The organism is Paenibacillus sp. 01T424, from assembly GCF_056398745.1.
Map to the genome: position 1 here is coordinate 231637 of NZ_JBFTPZ010000002.1, position 22067 is coordinate 253703.

Genomic DNA, 22067 nt, shown 5'->3' on the forward strand with positions numbered 1-22067 from the left:
TTTGTGTGCGCACCATGCACCAATTCTGATCCCATAGAGAGAAAGCAAGACTAAGGAAATTCAGCTTTCTGGGACACTCAACAATAAAAGAAGCCACTTCCATTATTGAATGGCAAGCGGCTCATATTATTTCATTGAGATTTAATGGGGGCAATTCCTTATCTGAATATATAGAAGCTATACCTAGTCTTACCAATTTATTAATACGCCTATCATAGGTAGTTTTAGACGGTTGATTTATACTTTGATCACCGAATAACATTTTGTATTCTATAAACCCCAGAAGCTGCCACGCTTTACTCTCTCCATATTCACTAATTAGTCGAGTCGCAACTTCTCTACGATTGGATACAGTTAAGTGATTATCTATTCCCAATCGATGCAAGTGCTTGAATATCATATCTTTAGCGACAGACTCCTTAATGAGTTCCCCCGCCCATCGGTTCTGCGAATACCTCACTAAGTTCTTATCAGTAATATTTGCTTCGAACCGAAGTATTCCAAGCGACTGCTCAATGACTTCAGGTGACCCTTTATGAGCTTTAATTTCTTGTTGCTTATCATAGAAACTCATACGTTTACTTCTGTTCTGCCATACGACCGTTTCCCCGTCGCCATATACGCAAGTAGAATATCTGGGAATATGGATATGAGAGAACGCCTGTATGTAATCCCTAACCGCCTCGCCTACTTGAAAGTTCCAGCACACGTCCATTCGTTGAATCTTCCAATAATACGACTCGTGCTTAGGGTAAGCGTAGAATTTATTCCTAAGGTAATCATTCAAGCGTTGGAAGAAGCGACTAATATCCATGTCACTGACCATGCGTACATTATGACCAAATAGAAACTTAGGAATAGATACTTCTACGGTCATTTTCTCCGTATTTTGATTGTACTTAAGTCTGACCGTTTCACCCTTCTTCTTGTATTCATATATCTCTCCAATCATGCCATTATCAGTTCTATTCTCATAGACATAGTTATTTGTCCAAGGTGCTCTATCTAATAGCTCATATACTATTTGATAGTCACCTGTCATCTTTACAGTGTCGATCATAGTATCCTATCCTATCTTTTCAATATTGAATAAGTTTTCTTTAGTGTTACAGACTTTATCCCCGCAACATCGATTCAGGGGAATGTCGTAAAGAAATCACTATCCCCGCATTCCATAGCTAGAAATAAAGGAAACTCCTAGCTATAGGGGGGGATAAAGGAACGGAAAATAATTAAAATGAATGACCAAATAAAAACTTGACCAGTCAATCATTCTTTGTGACACTATCCTCCAAGTTGGGAGGTGAAGCGTTGCATTTATCAATGTCTACTTGAATTACTTCAGAGCGAAGTAGAGCCGTTAAAACAGCTTCAAAAGCTTCTTGCAAAGATTGATTGCCGACATACTCTGATTGTGTGTTCATTTGGTTTCATTCTCCTTCAGTAAACCTATACGACAGAGAAGAAGGAGAGTTTAGCTCTAAACTTTGGTGAGGGCACATCGTATAGCGAATTTAGATACCCTACTTAGGAGGTAATCAGCTATGCGCTGTGCAATATACGCTCGTGTTAGCACCGAACTGGATAGTCAAAAAGACAGTGTCAGTCATCAGATTTCATTCTTTAACCGATTTGTTGAGGAAAAAGAGTGGACTATCTATGATATTTATAAAGACGAGGGAGTTAGTGGAACCAATATCAAGGGACGCGCTGAAATTCAACGTCTTATGAGAGATGCGAGGGGAAGGAAGTTCGATTATGTTCTGTTCAAATCCATCTCCCGCTTCGCCCGCGATATCCAAGATGGCATAAACATGAAACGAGAATTGGATTCCCTTGGCATTGGGATGATTTTTATTGAGCAGAACATTGATACAAAAACATCAGATGGAGAATTGATGTTCTCAATTCATCTTTCTGTTGCTCAACAAGAAAGCGAACAGACATCAAAGAAAGTGAAGTTTGGAAAGCGTGAAAAAGCTGCGAAAGGCAGGTATAATGGTTCCCTCCCGCCCTTCGGATATAAAAAAAATGGGGATCGCCTTGAACTTGACCCACTATATGCCCCCTTGGTCAAAGAAATATTTCACCTGTACCTTCATAACGATTGGGGGCTACAGAAGATTGCTAAACACCTTACGAAGCACGGTGTACCTACACCAAGATCAGTCTCAAAAGCTAAGAATGCGGGCTCTTTATGGCAACAAAGCAGTGTGAAGATCATTCTTACTAATCCTGCGTATATCGGGAATATGATTCAGAATCGCAGTGAAGTAACGAGTATCCGAACAAAAAATCGGAAAACAGTATCCCGAGAACAACAAACAATTGTCCTCAATACTCACCCCGCCCTCGTAACACAGGAAGAGTTCGAAGAGGTACAAGTAAAACTGGTGCTAAAAGGCAAACAAAGAAGCAACGGTCAGGAAAGTCTGTTTGCTCATATTGCCGTATGCGCTGACTGTGGAACAGGAATGCATTACAAAGATGATAGGAAGTCCTATCAATGTGGTAAATACGGTAAGTATGGAAGGGAATTTTGCAGCCATCACTTCATAAAAGCTGATAAACTGCTATCTATTGTCCTTATGGTTCTTAAGGAACTAACCGAGGAAGGTATCAATAAGTCAAAACTTATCGATGTCGCAAAAAAAGAAGCAGGGCAACACGTAGTTAGCTTTGATAAAGAAATGAAGGGTATCGAAAAACGGATTCAACAGCTAACTAAGAAGCAGAGTACCCTCTTAGACTTATTGAATGAAGGCGACATAACTAAAGACGAGTGGAGAACGCAAAATGAAGGTATACGGAATGAAGTAACGCTTCTGCACACTCGAAAACAACAGCTTCACTCAAACGTCGAAAAAGAAAAAGACATGGAGAGCCAAATCCATGCCTTCGAAAAGCAAATATCTAAATTAGTACAGCTTAACATTAAGGATGAGAAGATATTAAAGCAAGTCATCCATAAGCTCATCCACAAAATTGAAGTGTTCGATGGTAATAACATTAAGATACACTTCAATTTCTTAAATCCAAGTACCAAGATGGGGGCATAGGATTCAATCCTGCCCCCGCCATTTTAGCAACACTGTACACTCCACATGTGTGGAGTGTGTATACAGACAGAAAAAACCAAACGGCATCTCAGCCATTTGGTTTCATTTATTGATATAACTTCATGTAATCAAACCCTAACTTTATCGCTACATACGATAATGTCAGATGTACTATAAGAGCTCAGGCCATTCTTACCGCTTCGCCTTATAAAACTCATGATAAAGCTTCATAAGCGCCCTTTTCTCTATCCGCGATACATAGCTCCGACTAATCCCAAGTTCCTTCGCAATCTCCCGCTGCGTCCGCTCATCCCCGCCATGCTCCAGCCCGAAGCGCCCGATGACTACTTCCTTCTCGCGGTCATCAAGTATATCCAAATTCTTATATATCTTCGACTTTTCAATTTTCAACTGCACCTTATCGACGATATCATCCGCTTCAGTACCGAGGATATCGATCAGCGTAATTTCATTGCCTTCCTTATCCGTTCCAATTGGATCATGAAGTGATACGTCTTTCCTAGTCTTCTTCAAAGACCGCAAATGCATAAGTATTTCATTTTCGATACAGCGAGCCGCGAACGTCGCCAGCTTCGTGCCTTTACCAGTTTGAAAGCTCTCGATCGCCTTAATCAAGCCGATTGTCCCAATGCTAATTAAGTCCTCGAGATCCTCCCCAGTATTGTCGAATTTTTTCACTATGTGAGCGACAAGTCGAAGGTTATGTTCGATCAAAAGATTTCGTGAACGTTGATTACCTTCCGCCATCAGTTGCAGATGTTTAGTTTCCTCCTCCTCTTGAAGAGGCTGGGGAAAAGCATTATTTTTGACATAAGAGACAAGTAGCGAAAGCTGTTTAATAAATAGTGCTATTGCCGAAAACAATCCTGGCATGCTCAGTCACCCCCACGATGTATTACAGATGAACACTGAAGTCTGTTCTCCATTATATGTGGGTAGCCGCCTAGAAGTGCATGTACGGTGTTTCGACAATTGAAAATAACCCTGCTTCATCTCAAGGTATATAAAATATTACGATCCCGATTATTGCAACAGGTCAATCCAGAATAATCTCTTTATTTGGATTTTCCAGAAACTCAAACAACGTTTGAATCTGTTTTTTGGTGTTTCTCTCCGCAGACAGCTCTGGCAATTGATCTATCTCAAAAAAATCAACCGCGCTTGTTTCTACTCCGCCAGCGGCCTCTCCACCAACGATTTTACAAAGTATAAAAAACTTATATACATGGTAAGGCTCAGGCGGATGATCATGGAATTTTTTATCCAATACAGCGAGTAAACGAACGGGCGCAACATCAAACCCTGATTCTTCTTTGACCTCTTTCACTGCAATCTCCGAAGGCGAATAACCGATATCCGCCCAGCCTCCCGGCAATGCCCATGCGCCATCTAGCTTCTCGCGAACAAGCAATATTTTATTTCCATTAAAAATCACACCACGAATATCAACTTTTGGCGTCGCATAACCAGAATCACTTGCGAAAGTTAGAGCAATTTTCTCCTCACTGACCAAAGTATAGTTCATCATAATTTCTATACTCATCTGCCGCAACTGTTCATAACGTTCTATATCATAAACATCCTTCGTGTACGTAAGTCCCGTTTGAGCAATCGCCTGCATCTGTTTCGCCCACTCCAACCACTTCAATTCCATCTGTCTATCMCTCTTCCTTCATGATGTCAAGAAATTCAGATACGCTTCTGAAAATAGCATCAGGCGGTATATCAAACACGCTGCTTTGGAACGTTGACAGCCATTGCACGCCATAGGTCCGTAAACCAGCAGATTTACCTGCCACAATATCTGCATTGCTGTCGCCAATAAATACGGTTTTGGATTTATTAACGCCAAGGATTTCTAACGCCTTATATATACCTTCGGGTTCAGGTTTGGGCTTTACAACATCATCACCAGTAATCACCACATCAAAGTAACTTATTAAATTCAGCGCTTCAGATGAAATCTGGAACGCTCGCCTACTTTTTCCTGTGATGACTCCGATTTTGATCCCCTTTCCCTTCAAATGTTCTAGCAAATCAATAATAGCCTGATCCTTTTCGATGGTATCAAAATGCCCCTGCTTGTAAATCGCATAATAGTCCATAATCGCTTGTAAAATGAATTCTTCATTCCTGAAATTATTTGCAATGATCTCCTCTTCTGTTGGACCAAACATCGCTATGAGCTCTTCATTCGTAACATCTCGATTGTCATATGTTTTGAACACGGTGTTAAAAGCTTTAAACGATAATGGCAAAGTATCTGCTAAAGTCCCATCAAAATCAAATAATACGGCATCGATTGGCATAACACACTTCCTTCTATTTTATCTTGCTAAAATACCCATTCGAGGAGCCTACATAAAGCTGCTCATCAATAACCGATAAATAACCACTCAGCAGTTGATTTGGCGTAAAATCGTAATACCCAACTCGAACGTCTGAGAGTCTATTCACTGCTTCTCCAGTCGATTCGTCTAACACATACATATTACCGAGACCCGGAAAGACGCCGATCAGCTTGCCGCCATAATGAACAACTGAAGCCCCATCCGTTTGCTTGCCAGGAACACCCGATGTTGTCCAGCGCTGCTCTTCCTTTTTCAAATCAAAAGACATCGCTTTACCATTCAGGCGATAATATAACAAGCTTCCTTCTATTTTCCCGAATTCAGCTCTTCCTTCTAGTGTAAATAACGGCCTGCCTGACTTAACTTCGATTAAGGAGCTTTTCACGTTTTCACTATACAAGTTATTATCAGATGACTGCTGTAGAAAGATATAATTTTCATCAATAATATCGTAACGGCTATAACCGGCAAGAGGCAGGCGAAGCCCATCCTTGCCTGTCTTGGCATCTACTAACACTAATTCATCCACCGTCCTCGTCCAAAAAGCTTTCGAACGCTCCGCATAACGAACACTATCCGTCACTTCTTGATCTGAGGCCGCTTTACGCTCCGGCTTCTTCCAGAGCACCTTTCCAGTCAACGGATCGTATGCTTGCAGCTCATTCAAAATGACAGGGCTCATGTCCTCACCAACCTGTACAAGCAGTACGTCTTGATTGCCGACATCACGAACCAATTCTGATTCTTGAGCTAGCTCAATATTCCAAAGCTGCTTGCCTGTTCCCATACTCCACCCGATGAGATCATAAGTAAACTTTTCTTCCGTTGTGCTGATTCGCTTTGATTGTACGGCTGAAATCACGTTTTTGGATACAGCAAATGAGGTTACATCCTTACCATTGTCCAGCTTCTTTTGCCACATTTTTTGTCCGGTAGCTGTCTTTAATGCCAGAAGCGTATGAACTGGACGGTCTTCTTGCATAGAGCTCTTAAGAAACGCTATTCGTTCTTTATCCTGCGATAAACCGTAGTCATGTCTTCCAAAGCCAAAATCAAACTGCCATTTCTTGCGACCCGTAGCTGAGTCAAGCGCATATATATTCGAATTATTGTGCATACCGCTGAAACCGCCATCCTCGCCTGCGATGATCAGAACATTACCAACCTTCTCAAGTAGAAAATTGAATCCGAGATCGGACTTGAAGCGCCAATCCCACTGCATATGCAGCGAAGGTGCAAGAGGCCCCTGAGCACTAACACCATATTGTGGCGCAATTAGTTCGGGGGAGTCTCGGTATATCGAATACCGAAGTGTCCCCGCTTCTGACCAAGCAACGATAAGCTCATTTTGCTCTCCCTCATAACGCCATAATGGAAGGGTGCGAGCTTTTTCTTCTAATGGTGCTACATTTTCGGAAGACTCTTCGAACGAAGGTTCACCAAAGATCGCCTTCGCGCGAGCTTTCTCAAGACCAGGCACAAGTACACTCCGCACAGCAGCAGCTACCGCTTGTTTGCTATTTTCAATCTCAAACAAAGGCGCAGCACCACCAGCTGACGTTACTTGATCCTTACGAATCCATAGAAGGCCATAGGATTTATCACCTTCGGCACTATCCGGTACGGCAGCTCCATACCAATCCTCATATTGCTTGTAAGCATAGAGGGTATCTCCCTCTTTCATAGTTGTGGCATCACCTTGTGAATTCGGATACCACTTCGCTTTAGCACTTTCTTTTGCTTTTAACGATAGAGGTGCTATATCTTTCGTTTGAGCGGCTTCTTTTGTTAAATACCACACGGGTACAAACCCACCGTATCCCGATTCGTCCTGAATTTCGGCAAAATCATCCGACAATGTAACGACTTTATATTTTGCCCGTGCATCTACAGAGATGAACTTAACAGCACGTGTTCCTCCYCACCACTCATAGGCATTCGTGTTCATATATAATGTAACTGGCTTATCCAGCTCTATCGCATGCTCTCTAGCTACAAGATTATTTTCTGATGAGGATGACGACAGCCCCTTAATAGAAGGCAGGAAGCTCCTGCGTTTCCCTGAAGCATCCGTATCGTAGAACACAACGTATAGCAGCTGCCCTTCCTTGGACCATTGAATGACAAGTTTTGATTGGCCCTCTTCATATATGTATTGATCAATGACACTCATTTTACCGTTCATCATGATGTAACTCTCTTCAGATGATGCTGGTATTCCAAAAAGCGTATGAACCTGATCTTGGGTCAGATCATCTTTTATTCCACTCTTAATCGTATCGATCGTAATCGGTATAAGAGTTGCGGCTTCTTCTTTTTCGACGAGCTGCACAGCATTCGCGGGTGTTTCCTTAGCGGATACTTGATTTGATGGCATGTCGTTAATGGCATTGCCCTCACATCCAACAAGCAAGGCGAGCAGTACAACGATTGCTGTCGTTTGATATTTTTTGATAATCATAAATACAAGGCCTCCATTGCACACTAAAAATCTAATGCGCCCGTAGTTTGGCTTTATTTGGTAAGTATGACGACTAGAGTGCTGAAAAAGTTGCGTTTAGGATGACAGTTACATGTTGTCTATAATTTGATTCAGAGAGTTCAGACCATTTAAGAATTGGTACGACTTTTTTGAGAGTCTATTTGAAGTATCAGCTCTCTGATTCACTGAGAAACGTCGATTAGTGAAAACTTTAGATGCTTGTTGTTGCATTACCTCCTTCTTGACCTAGCAGGATGGCGATTGAGTTGCTTTATGCACGCATTAATAAGACTAATTTCTAGATCTATTTGAGCGGTTTTGGTCAGTATGAGTGAAATAGAGCTAATTTCTAGATCTATTTCCGCATAACTCGCGCCGCAAAGCTGCTTCGGCGGGATGACCCTCGTCAATGTTAACAAACCGTTTCCCCAGCGAGCTTCAAATGCCACGCACAAAAAAAAGAACGATTCGTTTGACCGAATCGTCCTTTCATAAATTTACTTCTTATCCACCTGAAGCAACTTAACCGTCTTTGTGGAAAAAGTATCCTTCAGCTTTTCCTCATTAATGACGTTCAGCTTGACCAAGCTTGCAATTTTTGAGCCATCCGGCTTCGATAACATTCGCCATAGCTCCGGATCTGGCAGCGCCTCATAAAGCTTGTTGTCGTCGTATTCCTTACGCTCCTGCACAACCACTTTTACTTTATGGCTCCCAATCTCCAGCTCATTTGCTTCCTGCTCAGCCAAGTAGCTCATAATGGTCTGCCTGAGTTCTGTCAGCTCCTGCTCTATTTCTTTTTGCTTTTGTTTTTGCTGGTAATATCTGCGTACCGTTTTGTCCAACCTTATCACGCTCCTCTCTATTACATGCTTATGCATAGAAGAAGCATTTTAGGATGAGTTAGACAACCTACAGCACGATCAATAAATGTCTTTTCTCATAAACACCGTAAACGAAACGAGCAGCGAACCGACCATCCAAGCGGCAAGCACGGCAAGCGAGAATCCAAGCGTCATGCCCTCGATAGGTGGAGCAGATCCACTGACATAGTCCATCAAACCAAGATTGACCATGAACAAATATTTGGCCGAATCCCATGAGGATACCATGTTGCTTAGAATAGCGCCTGCAATTAAGCATGCGAGCATCGTTCCCATACCGGCTGCGCTGCTTCTCATTAGAATGGACAGCATGAACGATAACGTTCCCACTACAAGCGAGATAAACCATGCTAGTCCAAATTGCTGAATGATAAACTGCCATTGTGACACCAGGCGGACGCCTGATATGTCGAGCTCGCCTCCTTGTGTTGAGAAGCCAGTCAATACGGGAGCCGACCAGCCTTGATTGCCAAACATAACGGCTGAGATAAGGTAAGACAACAAGCCGAATATGAAAATAACTAAGGAAACGGACAATATCAGCGCGATATATTTGCTGAGCAATATTTTAAACCTGCTCACCGGGCGGGTGAGCAGCAACTTAATCGTTCCCATGCTTCGCTCTGAGGAGACGATATCAACCGCAATTATCATAATGAGCAAAGGGAGAAACAGCTCCGCCGAGTTTTGAACAAAACCTCTGATAAAGGTTGGCGCTCCCGGCTCGGAGGGATTCACATTATTGTTCAAGTAATATTCGGATTGTTTGATTTGAATTTGAATTTGCTCTCGCCACTGTCCTGCGCTGCTCAACCGATTTTGCATATCCACAATTTGCTGCTGCAATTCGGTGCGCCAATCCACGTCACCCAGCCGCTCCTTTATGGATTCTGCCTGTTTCGCCTGCGCATAAGTAAACATCGAGAGAAGAACGATAATAATGATCGAGATGACGATAAAACGTCGTTTGCCAACCAGCTTCGTCATTTCATTTTGAACGAGATTAATCAATCGATTCGCCTCCTGTCAGCTCAAGAAATAGATCTTCAAGCGCGGGAAGCTTCCGATTCATCTCCAGCACACTTACCCCAGCCTCAACAAGCTTGCGGTTCCACTCTCCAACTGCATGTTCAACGTAAGCTGTCGTAACCGTATCCGTCGACTCACCCAAGACAGCCGTAACATCGCCAAGTATCGATCGTCCCAGCGCTTGCGGCTGCAGCCGCCATACTAGACGTTCTTCGCTGGACAGCAGCTGCTTAACCGAATCCACTCGAATGATCTCGCCTTTGGAAATAATCGCAACCCGGTCACACATCAATTGAATTTCATGCAGCAAATGGCTCGATACGAGCACGGTCAATCCTTCTTCCTCTGCTAGAAACCTAATAAAAGCCCGCATTTCTCTAATGCCCGATGGATCAAGCCCATTCGTTGGCTCATCCAATATGAGGACATCAGGCTTGCCAAGCAGTGCTTGAGCGATCCCAAGCCGCTGCCTCATCCCAAGTGAGTAGGTGCTTACCTTATCATTCACTCGATCCTGCATGCCAACAAGCGCGACAACCTCATTGATCCGCTTCTGCGTTATTCCCTTAATCATAACGGCAAAGTGGCGAAGATTGTCCATTCCGCTGAGGAACGGGTACAGCTCTGGGTTTTCTACAATACATCCTAAATGCCGCATCGCTTTTGTAAAATGTTTCGCAATATCCAAGCCGCATATATGGATGGTACCGGAGGTTGGCTTAATTAAGCCGACCAGCATGCGAATCGTCGTCGTTTTCCCTGCTCCGTTAGGGCCTAGAAAACCAAATACTTCGCCGCGCTTCAGCTCAAAGCTTAAATCCTTGATGATCGTCCGCTTGCCTATCACCTTCCGTAAACCCTGCACTGCTAATGTAATGTCGCTCATGATTGTCCTCCTGCATCAGCAATTAACGCGGCTACCCGCTCAGCCATTAAGCGATACCCTATCTCATTCGGGTGGAAATGATCCGTAAATAACAGTTTCTCTGCATTCAGCTGAAACAAATCATAGGTAGGAACCAGAACGGCTTTCGAATGCTGCGCCAGAGTCTCCGCAGTTTTACTATTCCAGTTCCTAACCACAGTCGACATCAACTCACCATTTTGGAACTCGCTGAACGGATTATACAATCCAAGCAAATAAACGGTTGCTTCTGTATTAACGGCACGAATGGTCGTCAAAATCGTTTTTAGATGATTCAAAAACGCTTCTTCTAATCCCGAAATGCTTGCCTCAGACAGATCCGTAAGCGATTGACCACCGAGAAATAAGTCGTTGCCGCCAATGGTCATCAGAATAATGTCTGCTTGTCCAATTTGCCGCTCGATTTCCTTTTGTTTCATCTGCTCCACTAGCTCTGAAGAGGTAAGCCCCTTAATACCTAAGTTAATTAAGGAAACATCTTTACCGGACTGCTTCAGTTGATCGCTGACATAACCTACATACCCTTTTCCTTCGATGTCGCCTGTTCCTCTCGTTAACGAATCCCCTAGTGCAATAATCTTTAATCCGCTTGATGATTCTGCTGGTTGTTCCGTATCTTGTGATACAGATGATTGGCTCGCTGTTCCGAATAAATAATCTTTTATCGACCAGCCTAAGGCAAATATCCATAAGAGACTCGCTAGAAACGCAAAAGAGGTAATCATACGAACTTTTTTACTATGCATCCCCGTCACGCCTTTCTATTTCTGTAGCTGTTATATGATTAGCTGAACCATGTAATCACTTGCTGCTGCATCTGTGCTTTATTCTGCTCAAACTGGCTTTTTCTGTGACCATTTGCTCCTGAGGGATGCGGCATTTCGAACAAGCATCTTTCTTTATCTATCCATCCCTTGTCAGCAAAATGCTTGACTACATCGGATACCGACTTGCCAAGCGGGATGACAAGCGCATCTTTTACCGCCAGCAATTCTGGAAGAAAGATACTCTCTGCATAGTGATAAAGCGTCTCTGATTTCAAAATAACAGGGCTGTGCCCGGTGTAATTTTTGCCCTTTATGAACACGGGATACCTTATTGCTGAAGTTGTATGCAGTAAATCTCTAAGCTCATAAAATAATAACTCGCTGTTCTTTATGCCAAGTGCTGCTGGCAATCCAATTTGATCGAGCATGTCGATCAAATTTTTTCTCATAGAGCCTGCAAAGCTGGCAAGCTTCTTCGCGCGTTGATCAATGAGGTCATAAGACACCCCATTTACAAGATCCTCCCGCGCGCTGCGTATGGCTACCTCCATTTGGGTAAAGCCTGGCGTAATGCCGATAATCATCACTTTAGCAGAGGTATTCACATATTCGTAAGGCACGTAATAAATCGACATGTCCTGCTCTTCGTGAAGAAGCAATTGTTTCACGAACAGCTGCTCCTTGGACAAGCTGCCGGGCGGGAGCGACTCAATAAAAGGTTTATATTTTTCAATTTGTGTCACCGTTAACCGCCCCTCCGCTCAATCTGTATGTTCTTACTTCAGCTCAACCATATTGTGCGCGCGTGCAGGATAGTCGGTAATGATCCCGTCGATTTCGAATTTAAGCACCTCTTTTAAATTTCGCTCGCTGTTAACTGTCCACACCCATACCTCACGGCCTTTTTTATGCGCACGCTCCACGAGCTGCTCTGTCAACATAATCTGTTCAATGGTATAGAAATCAACATCAAGAAGCGAAAGATCACCGAGTGCAAAATATAAAATTTGCCCAATTTTAATATCGGGGTTAAGCGACCGAATATGTTGAAGCGTAGACCGATCGAATGATTGAATATAACAGTCCTGCACCATATCGAATTGTTCAATTAATGCAACAACATGCTCAGCCATTTGTTCGCCTGAACCGTATGGCTTAAGATCAATGATCAGCTTCGACTTCCCCAGCACTTCTCCAAGCACCTCGGATAACATGGGGATTCGCACAATCTCATCGGGTTCACCGCCAGCCTTGGCAATGTTCAGCCTCGCAATTTCCTCATAATCCAGCTCGCTCACCCGCTTCGGCACACCTGCCATACGCTGTAAATTATAGTCATGGTTCAGGACAACTACGCCATCCTTTGTCATCTGTACATCAATTTCAACGGCATCAATGCTTTGCGCCACTGAGCTGCGAATCGCCTCCAGCGAGTTTTCCGGCGCAACGAGCGTATCGCCGCGATGAGCAGACAAGAGCACGCTCCATTTTACATAAACCAATTGATCATTAGCAGCATAGCTGACAAACAGCGCAAGCGCTAAATAAGCAGCCAATATAGAGCTGTAGAGCACTCGTTTCCTCGTTCTGCCTTTTAGAAAAGTCATAAGACGCTGCTCAAGCGGGCCAACCCAGCCATTTTTGAATAAACGGAGCTGATCTCGCGGCATCACGCCTCGTGTACGTTTAAAGTGATAGAAGAGCCTTGTCAAAAAGATGATATTAATCGGTACGAGCAGCAAAGTGAACATGTAGGTTAGCACCGTTGTTAGCGTTAATGAATAATGATTGGACACCGCTTTAAGCACATTGATGTCCAGCCACGCTGGCAAATATGCAACAGACGAGATGACGACAAAACCAAGCGCGAATACGAACACATTTAGCAAAAACAGATTAACAAAGATCGATAACCGCTTTCCCTTCGTCAATAAGAGACTGCTTCTAATTGCTACTCGAATGGATTTGTCTTCGATCATAATGAAATGCAAAACAAAAATCCATCTCAAGATGGTGTACACGCCCGCCAAAAGCAACAAGCCGTATAAAGAAAGCATCATCATAGACGAGCTCAAGACGCGGCTGTTAAAAAATATCGGGACGTTAAATTGTGCAAAAAGGGAAGTTGACAGCGGCGATTCAATAAATGGCACGAGAAACAATAGGAAAAACAACAGCTGAATCAAGCCAAATCCAAATAGTTTAGGCGTCTGTCTCAGCGTCGTCAGCACGGCATCAGAGATCAATACCTGTTTGCCAAAATAATGCTGCTGAGAAATCGTAATGACCACGCCAAACTCGATAAAAAGCACAAGTACAGCTACTAAACAAATCGCGATTAATCCAGCAACGCCCGTGTAGCTCAGACCAATTTTGTAAACATCGCCATTCAATACAGAGCCCGATCCAAGTACACGAAGCATACGGTTAAATATAAAAGAAATAATCGGAATAATGACAAAGCTCGTTAGGAGCATAAATAAATATTCAAACAACAAATGTTGCTTGTACGTTTCACGAAAGTCACGGATACTTCTACCAAGCCGCTTGAGCATGAACATTCATCCTATTCATTGTATGGTAATCAATAAAGCAAGAAATGGAATTGCTAAGCAACTTCATTTCCTTATTATAGCTATTTACCTACCCCCGCGTCGAATCGGAAAAATACAATAAAAAATCCGTTCTCTTCAATTGAAGAAAACGGATGCTCATTTTTATAAAAGCTAACGTCTGCCAGCCTATTGTTTCTTAATCGAATTGTTTTTCAAAATATCATTTTTCTTTTGAACCAGCTTAGCTGTGTATAAGGTGTTGTTCTCAATGAGATAGGCTGGTGCTCCTGTTCCCGCATATAATGTGGTGATGCCGATCGCAGCTAAATTGGTTGTAATCGTATTTCCTCTAATTACGGCCTTCAGAACGTCATGCGGATTATTCCTTTTCCAATAATCGTTGATGCGCACAATCTCTGTTTTATCGGAGGTTAGTTTTTCCGCTGTAATCGTATTATTCTCCAGCAGCAGGTTTTTCGCCGCTTGAACGCTAATGGCTTGGGAGTTGCCTAATAGCTCAAATGTCGAATTTTTGATCGTCAAATCAAGCTTTGGATGTTCAGCGATCATTAATGTGCTAAGCGCTGGCGGTGATTGAAAGGAACAGCCATCGAACACATATTTGCCGGCTTGTGCAACCGCAATCGATCCGAATTTACCCGTTCCCGCGGCTCCGATAAATTCGCAGTTGTTGTATGTGGCAGGAGGCAGCGTTAACCCGGAATCGGTATTAAAGCCGGTTACCTTTAAGTTATCGATGATCGAGCCCTCGGTTATACCGCCCGTTACAACCCTAAGCTTGCCCTCGCCGTTAATCGTTATGTTTTTCAATCGAATCGGTTTTCCCCAAAGCGATAGACCAGAATCACTCTTTTTGTTGTTATTCATAACGATGTTCGATGCACTCACTCCAAAAGCATCCTTCGCACTAATTAAAAACATAGAGTCCGTAAAGGTCATTCCATCTATTTTGATATTAGGACCCGTAAACGACGTATAGGAATCATTCATCTTGTTATCGATAAATGTGGCATCGTGAGCCGCGGCAATACGCGAGCCGTCAAAGTGATTGCCTTTAATCATGGCCCCTTTAAATGGATCGGAGATGGCTAGCCCAATCGCACCTTTTGATGCCAAATGATTGTCTTCTACGATTGCGTCTTTTCCATCATAAAGAATGACATCGTACGAAGCATTATCGTGAAATTTATTGCTTTTGATCGTTATATTGCTGTTGCGGTGTCCGTTCTCGCCGAAACCGCCCTCCACATCTATTCCCGACTGCGGCATCGTCCCCTTGATATGATGAAGAACGTTGTTCTCAATAAGTACTTGATCAGCACCGCCGACCGTAATTCCTTGCCTACGGTTATAAGCAAATTCAGAATTTTTCACAACCACGTTTTTCGTTACACTCTTGTTCCAAAATTCCACATAGGCGCCTTTTTTGGTCGCTTGCTCGAATACAAGATGGAACTGCGTCGCTCCTTCAGGTATGTCGATGAGCTCGCGCACCTTCACATTTGCCAGCTTCTTAATAAAAGCTCCGTTTGCTTTATAGAAGAAGATATCAAATTTATATGGCAGTTTAATCGCATTCGACAATTCAAATTGTTTTTCTGTTTTAAAAATCGTGTTCGTAAAATTAAGCGGCTGCTTCGTTCGAAGCTTTTTGGCATTCGCGACATTTTTTCCTTTATCATCGAATGCGCCTAATACAAAATGATCTTCATACAAATCCTTTGCCATCGTGCCGTAACCGCCTAGTATGAGACCATCGCCTGTAAAATTAATCGATTTCACACCGTCAATGGTAATATCATAAGCTCCTTGCGTAAAAATGCCATAACCAGCTTCATGTGTGCCTGAGCTGTGCTTATTGTCTTTTTTAGAATAGTTATGTGTTTCCCTGTCACCTGCATAGGTCCCGCCTCTCAGCGTGACGTTATGAACGCCATAACCCAAATACATGAGTTGATACGACTCTTTATCATTTGTTTCCTTCTTGAGCACCGCATCCATCGGGAGATCAAACACCATATTGCTGACCATATTAATCCGGTTAGCTTTATCGATTAAATAGGTACCCGGCGGCAGTGACGTCGTTGTTTTCCCATTTTTAACTGCCCATTGCAGTGCATTGTTAATGCCCTTTGTTGTCTCAACAGGATGTGTGCCATCGTTATAAATGCCAAATTTAGAAAGCTCAATTAGATAATAGTCTTTGGAATCAGACGCTTCTGCCGAAGCCTGATTAGGTATTAGCAATAACTGTAATCCAAGCATTAGTGACATGACTAGCTTTAATATATTCACTTTAAGCCTCCTATTTGCGGTTCAAATCATCTGATTGCAAGAAATAAGTGCTCCTCCTTTCAACCTCTTAAATATACCACTACCAATATTCTTTATAAAGAACAAAATCCTGAATTTGGTTCGTTTAGTGAAAAAAGGGGCTTCCTTCCTATGTATTAAGATGCAAAAAAAGAAGCGAAACAAAAGAGCAGCTTGCTCTTTCATTTCGCTTCTTCTGAATTTAGGCTGCCGGCAATTCCAGCAGTTTATCTGCCACCACGGCTGCCATTTCTCTCGTAACGACCGCTTTCGGATTAAAGCTTCCGTTCGAGCCCTGCATCAAGCCGTTTACATATACGGCATTGACGTATGCTTTTGCACTTTCATGAATGCTGCTCTCGTCTTTGAAAGGAAGCGAATCTGTGCTGCCCTTAAGCTTGAAAGCCTTGGCAATCATGATCGCCATTTCTTGTCTTGTTACCGCTTGGTTCGGTTTGAACGAATCTATTGTAATCCCTTGAATGATGCCCAGTTCCTTGGCACGCATAATGGCTCCGTAATGCCATGCGCCAGGCTGAACATCCTTGAACACTTTTGCTGCCTCATTAGCAGGGGCTTCCTCCAATAGATTGATGAGCAAGGTTGCAAATTCGGCTCTTGTCATCTGCTTCTTCGGATCAAAGCGAAGCTCCGAACTGCTTACCCCAACCATAACTTTGGCTTCGAACACGCTATAAACAGCATCATAGGCCCATACGGAAATGAGGTTATTGTCTACAAATTGCGACTTGCTGCCCGTCAATTCTGTATCCGCCGAAATGTTGAACAGCGCCGGCTTTTGCTTGCTATAGCGGTCGTACGCGGCTAACGCCATCAACGCTTGCTCCGTTGCCATCTCATTTGATGGCTGACCAAGTGCATGTGCAAAACTGCCATCCGCAAGCTGGAATCTTAATAAGCTCGTTAGGAGATTCCCGTTCTTTTTCATAAAGCTGGATTCCATTGGACTAACTCCCACAGCTGACAAAGCAATAATAGCTTGAGCTACGCTCTCACTGTTGTCGTCACCAAACGCGTTAAAGCCGCCATTTACTTGCTGTTCAGAAGACAGCCATTTTACAGCTTTGTCGATTGCACTTTTCACTTTTGCTTGTTCTTGGTAAGGAGCGAGTGCGCTTATCGCCATGGCGGTTATATCTAAATTATCCTCGGATTTTTCCGACAGCGGGAATGCTCCACTCGTATTTTGCTGGCTGAGCAGCCAGTCTATTAACTTCGCACGTGTCCATAAAGCGTTTGTAGGCACCTCGTAGATACCGCTATCCAAAGCAATCAATGCAAAAATCACGCCATTTGTGCCTTGATTCGTCATTCTCGAATGATTGTAGATGCTTTGAATGAGATTGTAGCCTGCGAAGGAGGTTGCATCTTCACCTGCCGCTCTAATCGCAATAGCCATTCGTTCAAGGTCGGTTACTTTGCGGAATTCACCTTTGTTCTCTTTTAAATAAGAAGTCAGCCCGCTCAAATAGCTTGCTGGCACCGCATGACCAGACCGATATAAGGCAATCGCTTCCCAATCGCTAATCGTGCCGCTGCTTAAGATTTGTTTCGCGGCTGATGTCATTTCATTCTCTACCGCCATCGTTTCTGCCGCTGCTGCGCGCTGCATAGGCAGCAGAGCCGAACTGACGCAAGAAAGCATTAATGCGTATATAACCAGCAATAATAATGGTTTATGCGATACATATTTTTTGTTCATCCTGAATCCACACTCTCCTTTCAAGAAAATAGCTGTCCCGCAGCTATTGCAATAGCCTACGAGACAGCTTAGTATATTATGATTTCAATTCATGAAGTCGGATGATCGTAACAGCTGCCATCTCACGTGTAACAAGAGCTTGTGGATTAAACTTGCCGTTATCTCCTGTCATCAGACCTTTTTGGTAAGCTACATTTACATAAGGAACAGCCCACGCTGCAACAGCGTCACGATCCTTAATTGCTGCTTGTGGTGCATTCTCATCAGCTAGACCTTTAAGTCTAACTAAAACGGCAGCCATTTCTTGTCTTGTAATCGGTTGGTTCGGTGCAAAAGAAGTTTCAGTTACACCTGACATCAATCCTTTTTCTTTGGCTGCTTTAACATAACCATAATACCATGCCCCACTGTTAACATCCTTAAAGCCGGAATCCTCCATAATAGGGTCTGCTCCGGAGTACTTAACCATTAGCGCTGCAAATTCAGCACGTGTCAAATTACGTTTAGGCTCGAATGTTGCATTGCTCGTGCTTGTGCCTTGCATGAAGCCTAGTGCCGTTGCTTTGTTTACTGCTTCCAAAGCCCAGCTTGCAATTTTTGATTCATCTGAGTATTTCGTTGCAGATGGATCTGGTTTCACTTCTGGGTCTGTTCCAGGAACCTGTCCGCCAGTGTCGCCCGGAATAATTGCTCCAATATCCGCACCTAGATCCTTCGTATATTGCCAGCGAACATTATCTCCTTTTTTTAGCACATACGAACCTGCACTTATTTGCGGGAAGGTTCCGTTAACAGAGTACATCCAACCGCTTTTCTCACCATGATCAAATTCGGCAAGACCACCAATAGCTTGTACATAAATACTTGAATCCGAACCTATATATTTTAAAGAAACACCCTTCTCTTCAAGTACTCGTTTAAGTGCAGTAAAGGCAGTATCACCTTGTTTAAGAGTTACAGTGAATGGAGCAACCAAATCACCGGTGCTGACAGTTTTCTTTTCAACTGATAGAGTAATGGTCTCCGCTACCGGAAGAGTACCACCATCTCCACCTGTCGAAGCTGTCGTTGTTGTATAAGCTAAGAACTCTGTAAAATGCTTTGTTTTAATAATAAGATCGCCGTTCTGATTATAAGCATAGACCTCATCCGTACGAGCTGATGAATCAGCATATTTCTTAATTTGCGTGAACACACCTGCTTGATCTACAAATCCAACTTCTTTATCGCCTTGACCTTTAATAGTAAGGGTAACATGTTGATTAAATTGTATTTTTTCATTTCCGCCCGCTTGTATGCGAATTGAAATTCCATCGACTTTTTTATTGTCAGCAGACAAAACACTATTCAACTTAGTCGTTAGACCGCTATCATCTATGCTCAAATTTTTAGGAAGCAGCAGCTTTTGATCCCATGTTGATGTAACCTTTGTATTAGCTGGAATCTCCAACGTTGTCGTACCACGAATAGCTGTTACCTGTGGCAATGCAGCCGATGTAAATGTAAGACTGATATTGTTAGTTACATGCGAATTGCTTGCTGTACCAAGAGTGACAACCTTCTCATTCTCATGAATTGCAAAATTTTGATCCGTTGTTTCACTCACTTCACGAGGTATAGCGATTACAATTGGATCGGATTCTTTTTTGCCAACTAACGCAGCAGCTAATGCTTTAACCGTTATTGTTCCGCCTTTTGCTGTACCTTCAAAAGAAATATTTATGTTCTTGCCATCTTGAACAAGTGATTTTACTTTTAGATCTGTATTTCCAGTATCAATAGTCCAATTTTCGATATTGGCCGCAACGCTAGTGAACTCGTCACCAGCAAGCTTTACGTCAATCGACGGATTATCAGCACCACTTGTAATCGTTGATTGTGTAGAAAGTTCAGCATATCTGCTGTAATAGAAGCGAACGACATCTTTTTCCTTAAGCTCATATGCGTCTGCGCCAACTTCTGGAGCAATCCCATTTACTTCATACATCCAGCCGTCCCAGCCGCCAAGACTGCCGGCTGCTTCCCCAGCTATTTCTGATACATAAGGGCCGAAGTTGCTTTCCGTTATTTTATAACCAATCTTTGGCTCTGCTCGATCAAGGGCATTTTTAAATACATCTAAAACCATTACTGGGTTTTCTGTATTCTTAAGTGTCACCGTTTGCTTCGTATAAATTGGTGATGAAATGCCATCAACCTGAAAATTTACAGTCACAGAATCAGAAACTAAAACCGGAAACGGTTCGCTCTCCTTCTTACTCTCTGAAGCTGCTGCTAATGCTTGTAGTGTAAATGGCTTGTCTTTTGCTTTGCCCAAAAGACTAATCTTAATGTGCTGATCGTTCGTCTTCTCGATTGATTTAATCGTCAGTCCTGACGCATCCGAATCAATAGCCCAGTTGCTTGCAATAGTCGCTTCGCTGCTGAAATGATCACCCACAAGCTTAACGTCGACAATAGGATCAACTGAGCCGGTGTTCAGCTYTGTTGTTGTAGAGAGCGCAGGGTAACGACTGTAATAGAATCGGACCTCATCATTTTCTTTAAGCTGGTATGCATCTGCACCTACATCTGGCGCAATGCCATTGACCTCGTACATCCATCCATCCCAGCCGCCAAATGAACCAGCTTCTTGTCCAGCAATTCCTTGAACATATGAACCAATACTACTATTTACAATATTGAAAGTGATAGGTGGATTTGCTGTATTAAGTGCCTTTTTTAGAGCATCGAGTGCTGTAACTGGCTTTTCATTCTGTTTTAAACTAACCGTTTTCTGATCATAAATACTTTGAGAAATACCATCAACTTTAACCTTTGTGTTAACAAAGACAGGAAGTTTTATTTCACCTAAACGTTGCCATACCGTTTTCTGATTTTTAATATCAGCAAGTGCAACAAGTGCTTGCTCTGTAGCGATTGAATTAGAACCTTTATCTAAATCGTTCTTAAATGCTCCATTCTGGAGCTGGAACAATGAATAAGTATCAAGTACTGATTTGTCATTAGCCATCCAGACATCAGACAACATATCCTCGCCAACGGCTGTTAATCCGCTTACTACGGCAGAAGTGCTGCTCGAGTTTTTTCCATACATGACATTTTCTTGGTTTAACTTTATAGTTTGCAAATAATTTTTCACTCTTACAATCGCAGCTTGAACAGCACTATCATTCTGATAATTGCCGAGTGCAAGCAGCCCCATACCAGTCATATCAGGATCAGAATCTTTTCCAAAAAATGCAAATCCACCGTCATTCAACTGTTTACTTAATAGATATTTTAATGCCTTATTCTTTGAGGTATCATCCCAGCTACCAACGTCACTCCCAAGCTTTGCACCCGTGTCAAGTGCATGCATCGCCCACATATGCCTGTTTGTTGAACCGGCGAATGACCCTGTATCCTTATTTAGTTGTGCAGCTAACTCCGCATACAGATTTCGATCCGTTTCCCACGCATGCGCAGGATCTTCACCCATCGCGAGTAATGAATAAATATAGCGGATATGAGTTGTATCACTATCATTAGGCTTCAACCCCGGATCCACGGTCTTCCAACTAGGCAGCTTCCAACTGCCATCCTGCAGGTTTTCTCCAGCACCCCAAAGGGCAACAATTTCCCACCAAGAATTCAATGTTGTATTTCTATTTTTATAATACTCAACCGTCTTATCAATCATCTCATTCAATGACGTATTCGCAGAATGATCTGCCGCTTTACCTACTTGTGGTGCAAATAAAGTAAACACCAATACAAAACTTAAAATTGCAGGCAAACTCTTTTTCATAAATCTTTTTAAATTAAGCAATGTTTTCTCTCCCTTTAATCATTTTTGGCAACAAAAAAACATCTTTCCGTTTGTGGAAAGATGTTTGGATAAACACGTGCGCATGGAAGCATAGGAATCCACCTATTGCAAAAGCACGAATAAACA

General features: G+C 42.8%; 16 protein-coding genes. 1 reads left to right on the forward strand and 15 read right to left on the reverse strand.

Features of this window, described 5'->3' with window-relative positions; all coding sequences use genetic code 11:
* Nucleotides 1-121: 121 nt before the first annotated feature.
* Nucleotides 122-1060 carry a phage/plasmid replication domain-containing protein gene (locus tag AC1DPK_RS03005; protein ID WP_477509257.1) on the reverse strand — a complete coding sequence of 313 codons (939 nt, stop codon included), beginning with the start codon at nucleotides 1058-1060 and terminating at the stop codon, nucleotides 122-124.
* A gap of 205 nt (nucleotides 1061-1265) precedes the next feature.
* On the reverse strand, nucleotides 1266-1424 hold the full coding sequence (locus tag AC1DPK_RS03010) for a hypothetical protein (RefSeq protein WP_477509258.1): 159 nt from the start codon (nucleotides 1422-1424) through the stop codon (nucleotides 1266-1268).
* 120 nt (nucleotides 1425-1544) lie between these two features.
* Between AC1DPK_RS03010 and AC1DPK_RS03015 the strand changes: the two genes are divergently transcribed.
* The gene (locus AC1DPK_RS03015) at nucleotides 1545-3059 is read left to right on the forward strand and encodes a recombinase family protein (protein WP_477509259.1); all 1515 of its coding nucleotides are present in this window, start codon (nucleotides 1545-1547) and stop codon (nucleotides 3057-3059) included.
* Nucleotides 3060-3251: 192 nt separating this feature from the next.
* On the opposite strand, the gene sigK is transcribed toward AC1DPK_RS03015, so the two are convergent.
* The 13 genes from sigK to AC1DPK_RS03080 form a co-directional block, all read right to left on the reverse strand.
* Nucleotides 3252-3953 (reverse strand): RNA polymerase sporulation sigma factor SigK, encoded by a 702-nt coding sequence (gene sigK, locus AC1DPK_RS03020; RefSeq protein ID WP_053374990.1) that lies wholly within the window; start codon nucleotides 3951-3953, stop codon nucleotides 3252-3254.
* Between the two features lie 163 nt (nucleotides 3954-4116).
* Nucleotides 4117-4734 (reverse strand): NUDIX hydrolase, encoded by a 618-nt coding sequence (locus AC1DPK_RS03025; protein ID WP_477509260.1) that lies wholly within the window; start codon nucleotides 4732-4734, stop codon nucleotides 4117-4119.
* 4 nt (nucleotides 4735-4738) lie between these two features.
* Complete coding sequence (locus AC1DPK_RS03030; RefSeq protein ID WP_477509261.1) at nucleotides 4739-5389, reverse strand: HAD family hydrolase; 651 nt, start codon at nucleotides 5387-5389, stop codon at nucleotides 4739-4741.
* 13 nt (nucleotides 5390-5402) lie between these two features.
* Complete coding sequence (locus tag AC1DPK_RS03035; RefSeq protein ID WP_477509262.1) at nucleotides 5403-7892, reverse strand: outer membrane protein assembly factor BamB family protein; 2490 nt, start codon at nucleotides 7890-7892, stop codon at nucleotides 5403-5405.
* Nucleotides 7893-8410: 518 nt separating this feature from the next.
* Nucleotides 8411-8794, reverse strand: a complete 384-nt coding sequence (locus tag AC1DPK_RS03040; protein ID WP_430063071.1) for a hypothetical protein — start codon at nucleotides 8792-8794, stop codon at nucleotides 8411-8413.
* Nucleotides 8795-8836: 42 nt separating this feature from the next.
* Nucleotides 8837-9808, reverse strand: coding sequence for an ABC transporter permease (locus AC1DPK_RS03045; RefSeq protein WP_339208052.1), 972 nt, complete (start codon nucleotides 9806-9808; stop codon nucleotides 8837-8839).
* Nucleotides 9801-10712 (reverse strand): ABC transporter ATP-binding protein, encoded by a 912-nt coding sequence (locus AC1DPK_RS03050; protein ID WP_477509263.1) that lies wholly within the window; start codon nucleotides 10710-10712, stop codon nucleotides 9801-9803. Before AC1DPK_RS03050 ends, AC1DPK_RS03045 begins: the two co-directional genes overlap by 8 nt.
* Nucleotides 10709-11497, reverse strand: coding sequence for an SGNH/GDSL hydrolase family protein (locus AC1DPK_RS03055; protein ID WP_477509264.1), 789 nt, complete (start codon nucleotides 11495-11497; stop codon nucleotides 10709-10711). Before AC1DPK_RS03055 ends, AC1DPK_RS03050 begins: the two co-directional genes overlap by 4 nt.
* 38 nt (nucleotides 11498-11535) lie before the next feature.
* Nucleotides 11536-12261, reverse strand: a complete 726-nt coding sequence (locus tag AC1DPK_RS03060) for a uracil-DNA glycosylase family protein (RefSeq protein WP_477509265.1) — start codon at nucleotides 12259-12261, stop codon at nucleotides 11536-11538.
* 33 nt (nucleotides 12262-12294) lie between these two features.
* The gene (locus AC1DPK_RS03065; RefSeq protein ID WP_477509266.1) at nucleotides 12295-14073 is read right to left on the reverse strand and encodes a glycerophosphoryl diester phosphodiesterase membrane domain-containing protein; all 1779 of its coding nucleotides are present in this window, start codon (nucleotides 14071-14073) and stop codon (nucleotides 12295-12297) included.
* A gap of 186 nt (nucleotides 14074-14259) precedes the next feature.
* Nucleotides 14260-16389: a right-handed parallel beta-helix repeat-containing protein gene (locus AC1DPK_RS03070; RefSeq protein ID WP_477509267.1), complete on the reverse strand. Its 2130-nt coding sequence runs from the start codon at nucleotides 16387-16389 to the stop codon at nucleotides 14260-14262.
* Between the two features lie 220 nt (nucleotides 16390-16609).
* Nucleotides 16610-18130 carry an S-layer homology domain-containing protein gene (locus AC1DPK_RS03075; RefSeq protein ID WP_477509268.1) on the reverse strand — a complete coding sequence of 507 codons (1521 nt, stop codon included), beginning with the start codon at nucleotides 18128-18130 and terminating at the stop codon, nucleotides 16610-16612.
* A 76-nt stretch (nucleotides 18131-18206) separates the two neighbouring features.
* Entirely contained in the window at nucleotides 18207-21941 is a 3735-nt protein-coding gene (locus AC1DPK_RS03080) for a DUF4430 domain-containing protein (RefSeq protein ID WP_477509269.1), read from the reverse strand.
* Between the last annotated feature and the right edge of the window lie 126 nt (nucleotides 21942-22067).

What these genes read in the sequence shown, in the direction of transcription:
- AC1DPK_RS03005 (WP_477509257.1), bottom strand. Translation starts at nt 1,060, where the DNA reads ATGATCGACACTGTAAAGATGACAGGTGACTATCAAATAGTATATGAG.
- AC1DPK_RS03010 (WP_477509258.1), bottom strand. Translation starts at nt 1,424, where the DNA reads ATGAACACACAATCAGAGTATGTCGGCAATCAATCTTTGCAAGAAGCT.
- AC1DPK_RS03015 (WP_477509259.1), top strand. Translation starts at nt 1,545, where the DNA reads ATGCGCTGTGCAATATACGCTCGTGTTAGCACCGAACTGGATAGTCAA.
- sigK (WP_053374990.1), bottom strand. Translation starts at nt 3,953, where the DNA reads ATGCCAGGATTGTTTTCGGCAATAGCACTATTTATTAAACAGCTTTCG.
- AC1DPK_RS03025 (WP_477509260.1), bottom strand. Translation starts at nt 4,734, where the DNA reads ATGGAATTGAAGTGGTTGGAGTGGGCGAAACAGATGCAGGCGATTGCT.
- AC1DPK_RS03040 (WP_430063071.1), bottom strand. Translation starts at nt 8,794, where the DNA reads ATGCATAAGCATGTAATAGAGAGGAGCGTGATAAGGTTGGACAAAACG.
- AC1DPK_RS03050 (WP_477509263.1), bottom strand. Translation starts at nt 10,712, where the DNA reads ATGAGCGACATTACATTAGCAGTGCAGGGTTTACGGAAGGTGATAGGC.
- AC1DPK_RS03055 (WP_477509264.1), bottom strand. Translation starts at nt 11,497, where the DNA reads ATGCATAGTAAAAAAGTTCGTATGATTACCTCTTTTGCGTTTCTAGCG.
- AC1DPK_RS03065 (WP_477509266.1), bottom strand. Translation starts at nt 14,073, where the DNA reads ATGCTCAAGCGGCTTGGTAGAAGTATCCGTGACTTTCGTGAAACGTAC.
- AC1DPK_RS03075 (WP_477509268.1), bottom strand. Translation starts at nt 18,130, where the DNA reads ATGAACAAAAAATATGTATCGCATAAACCATTATTATTGCTGGTTATA.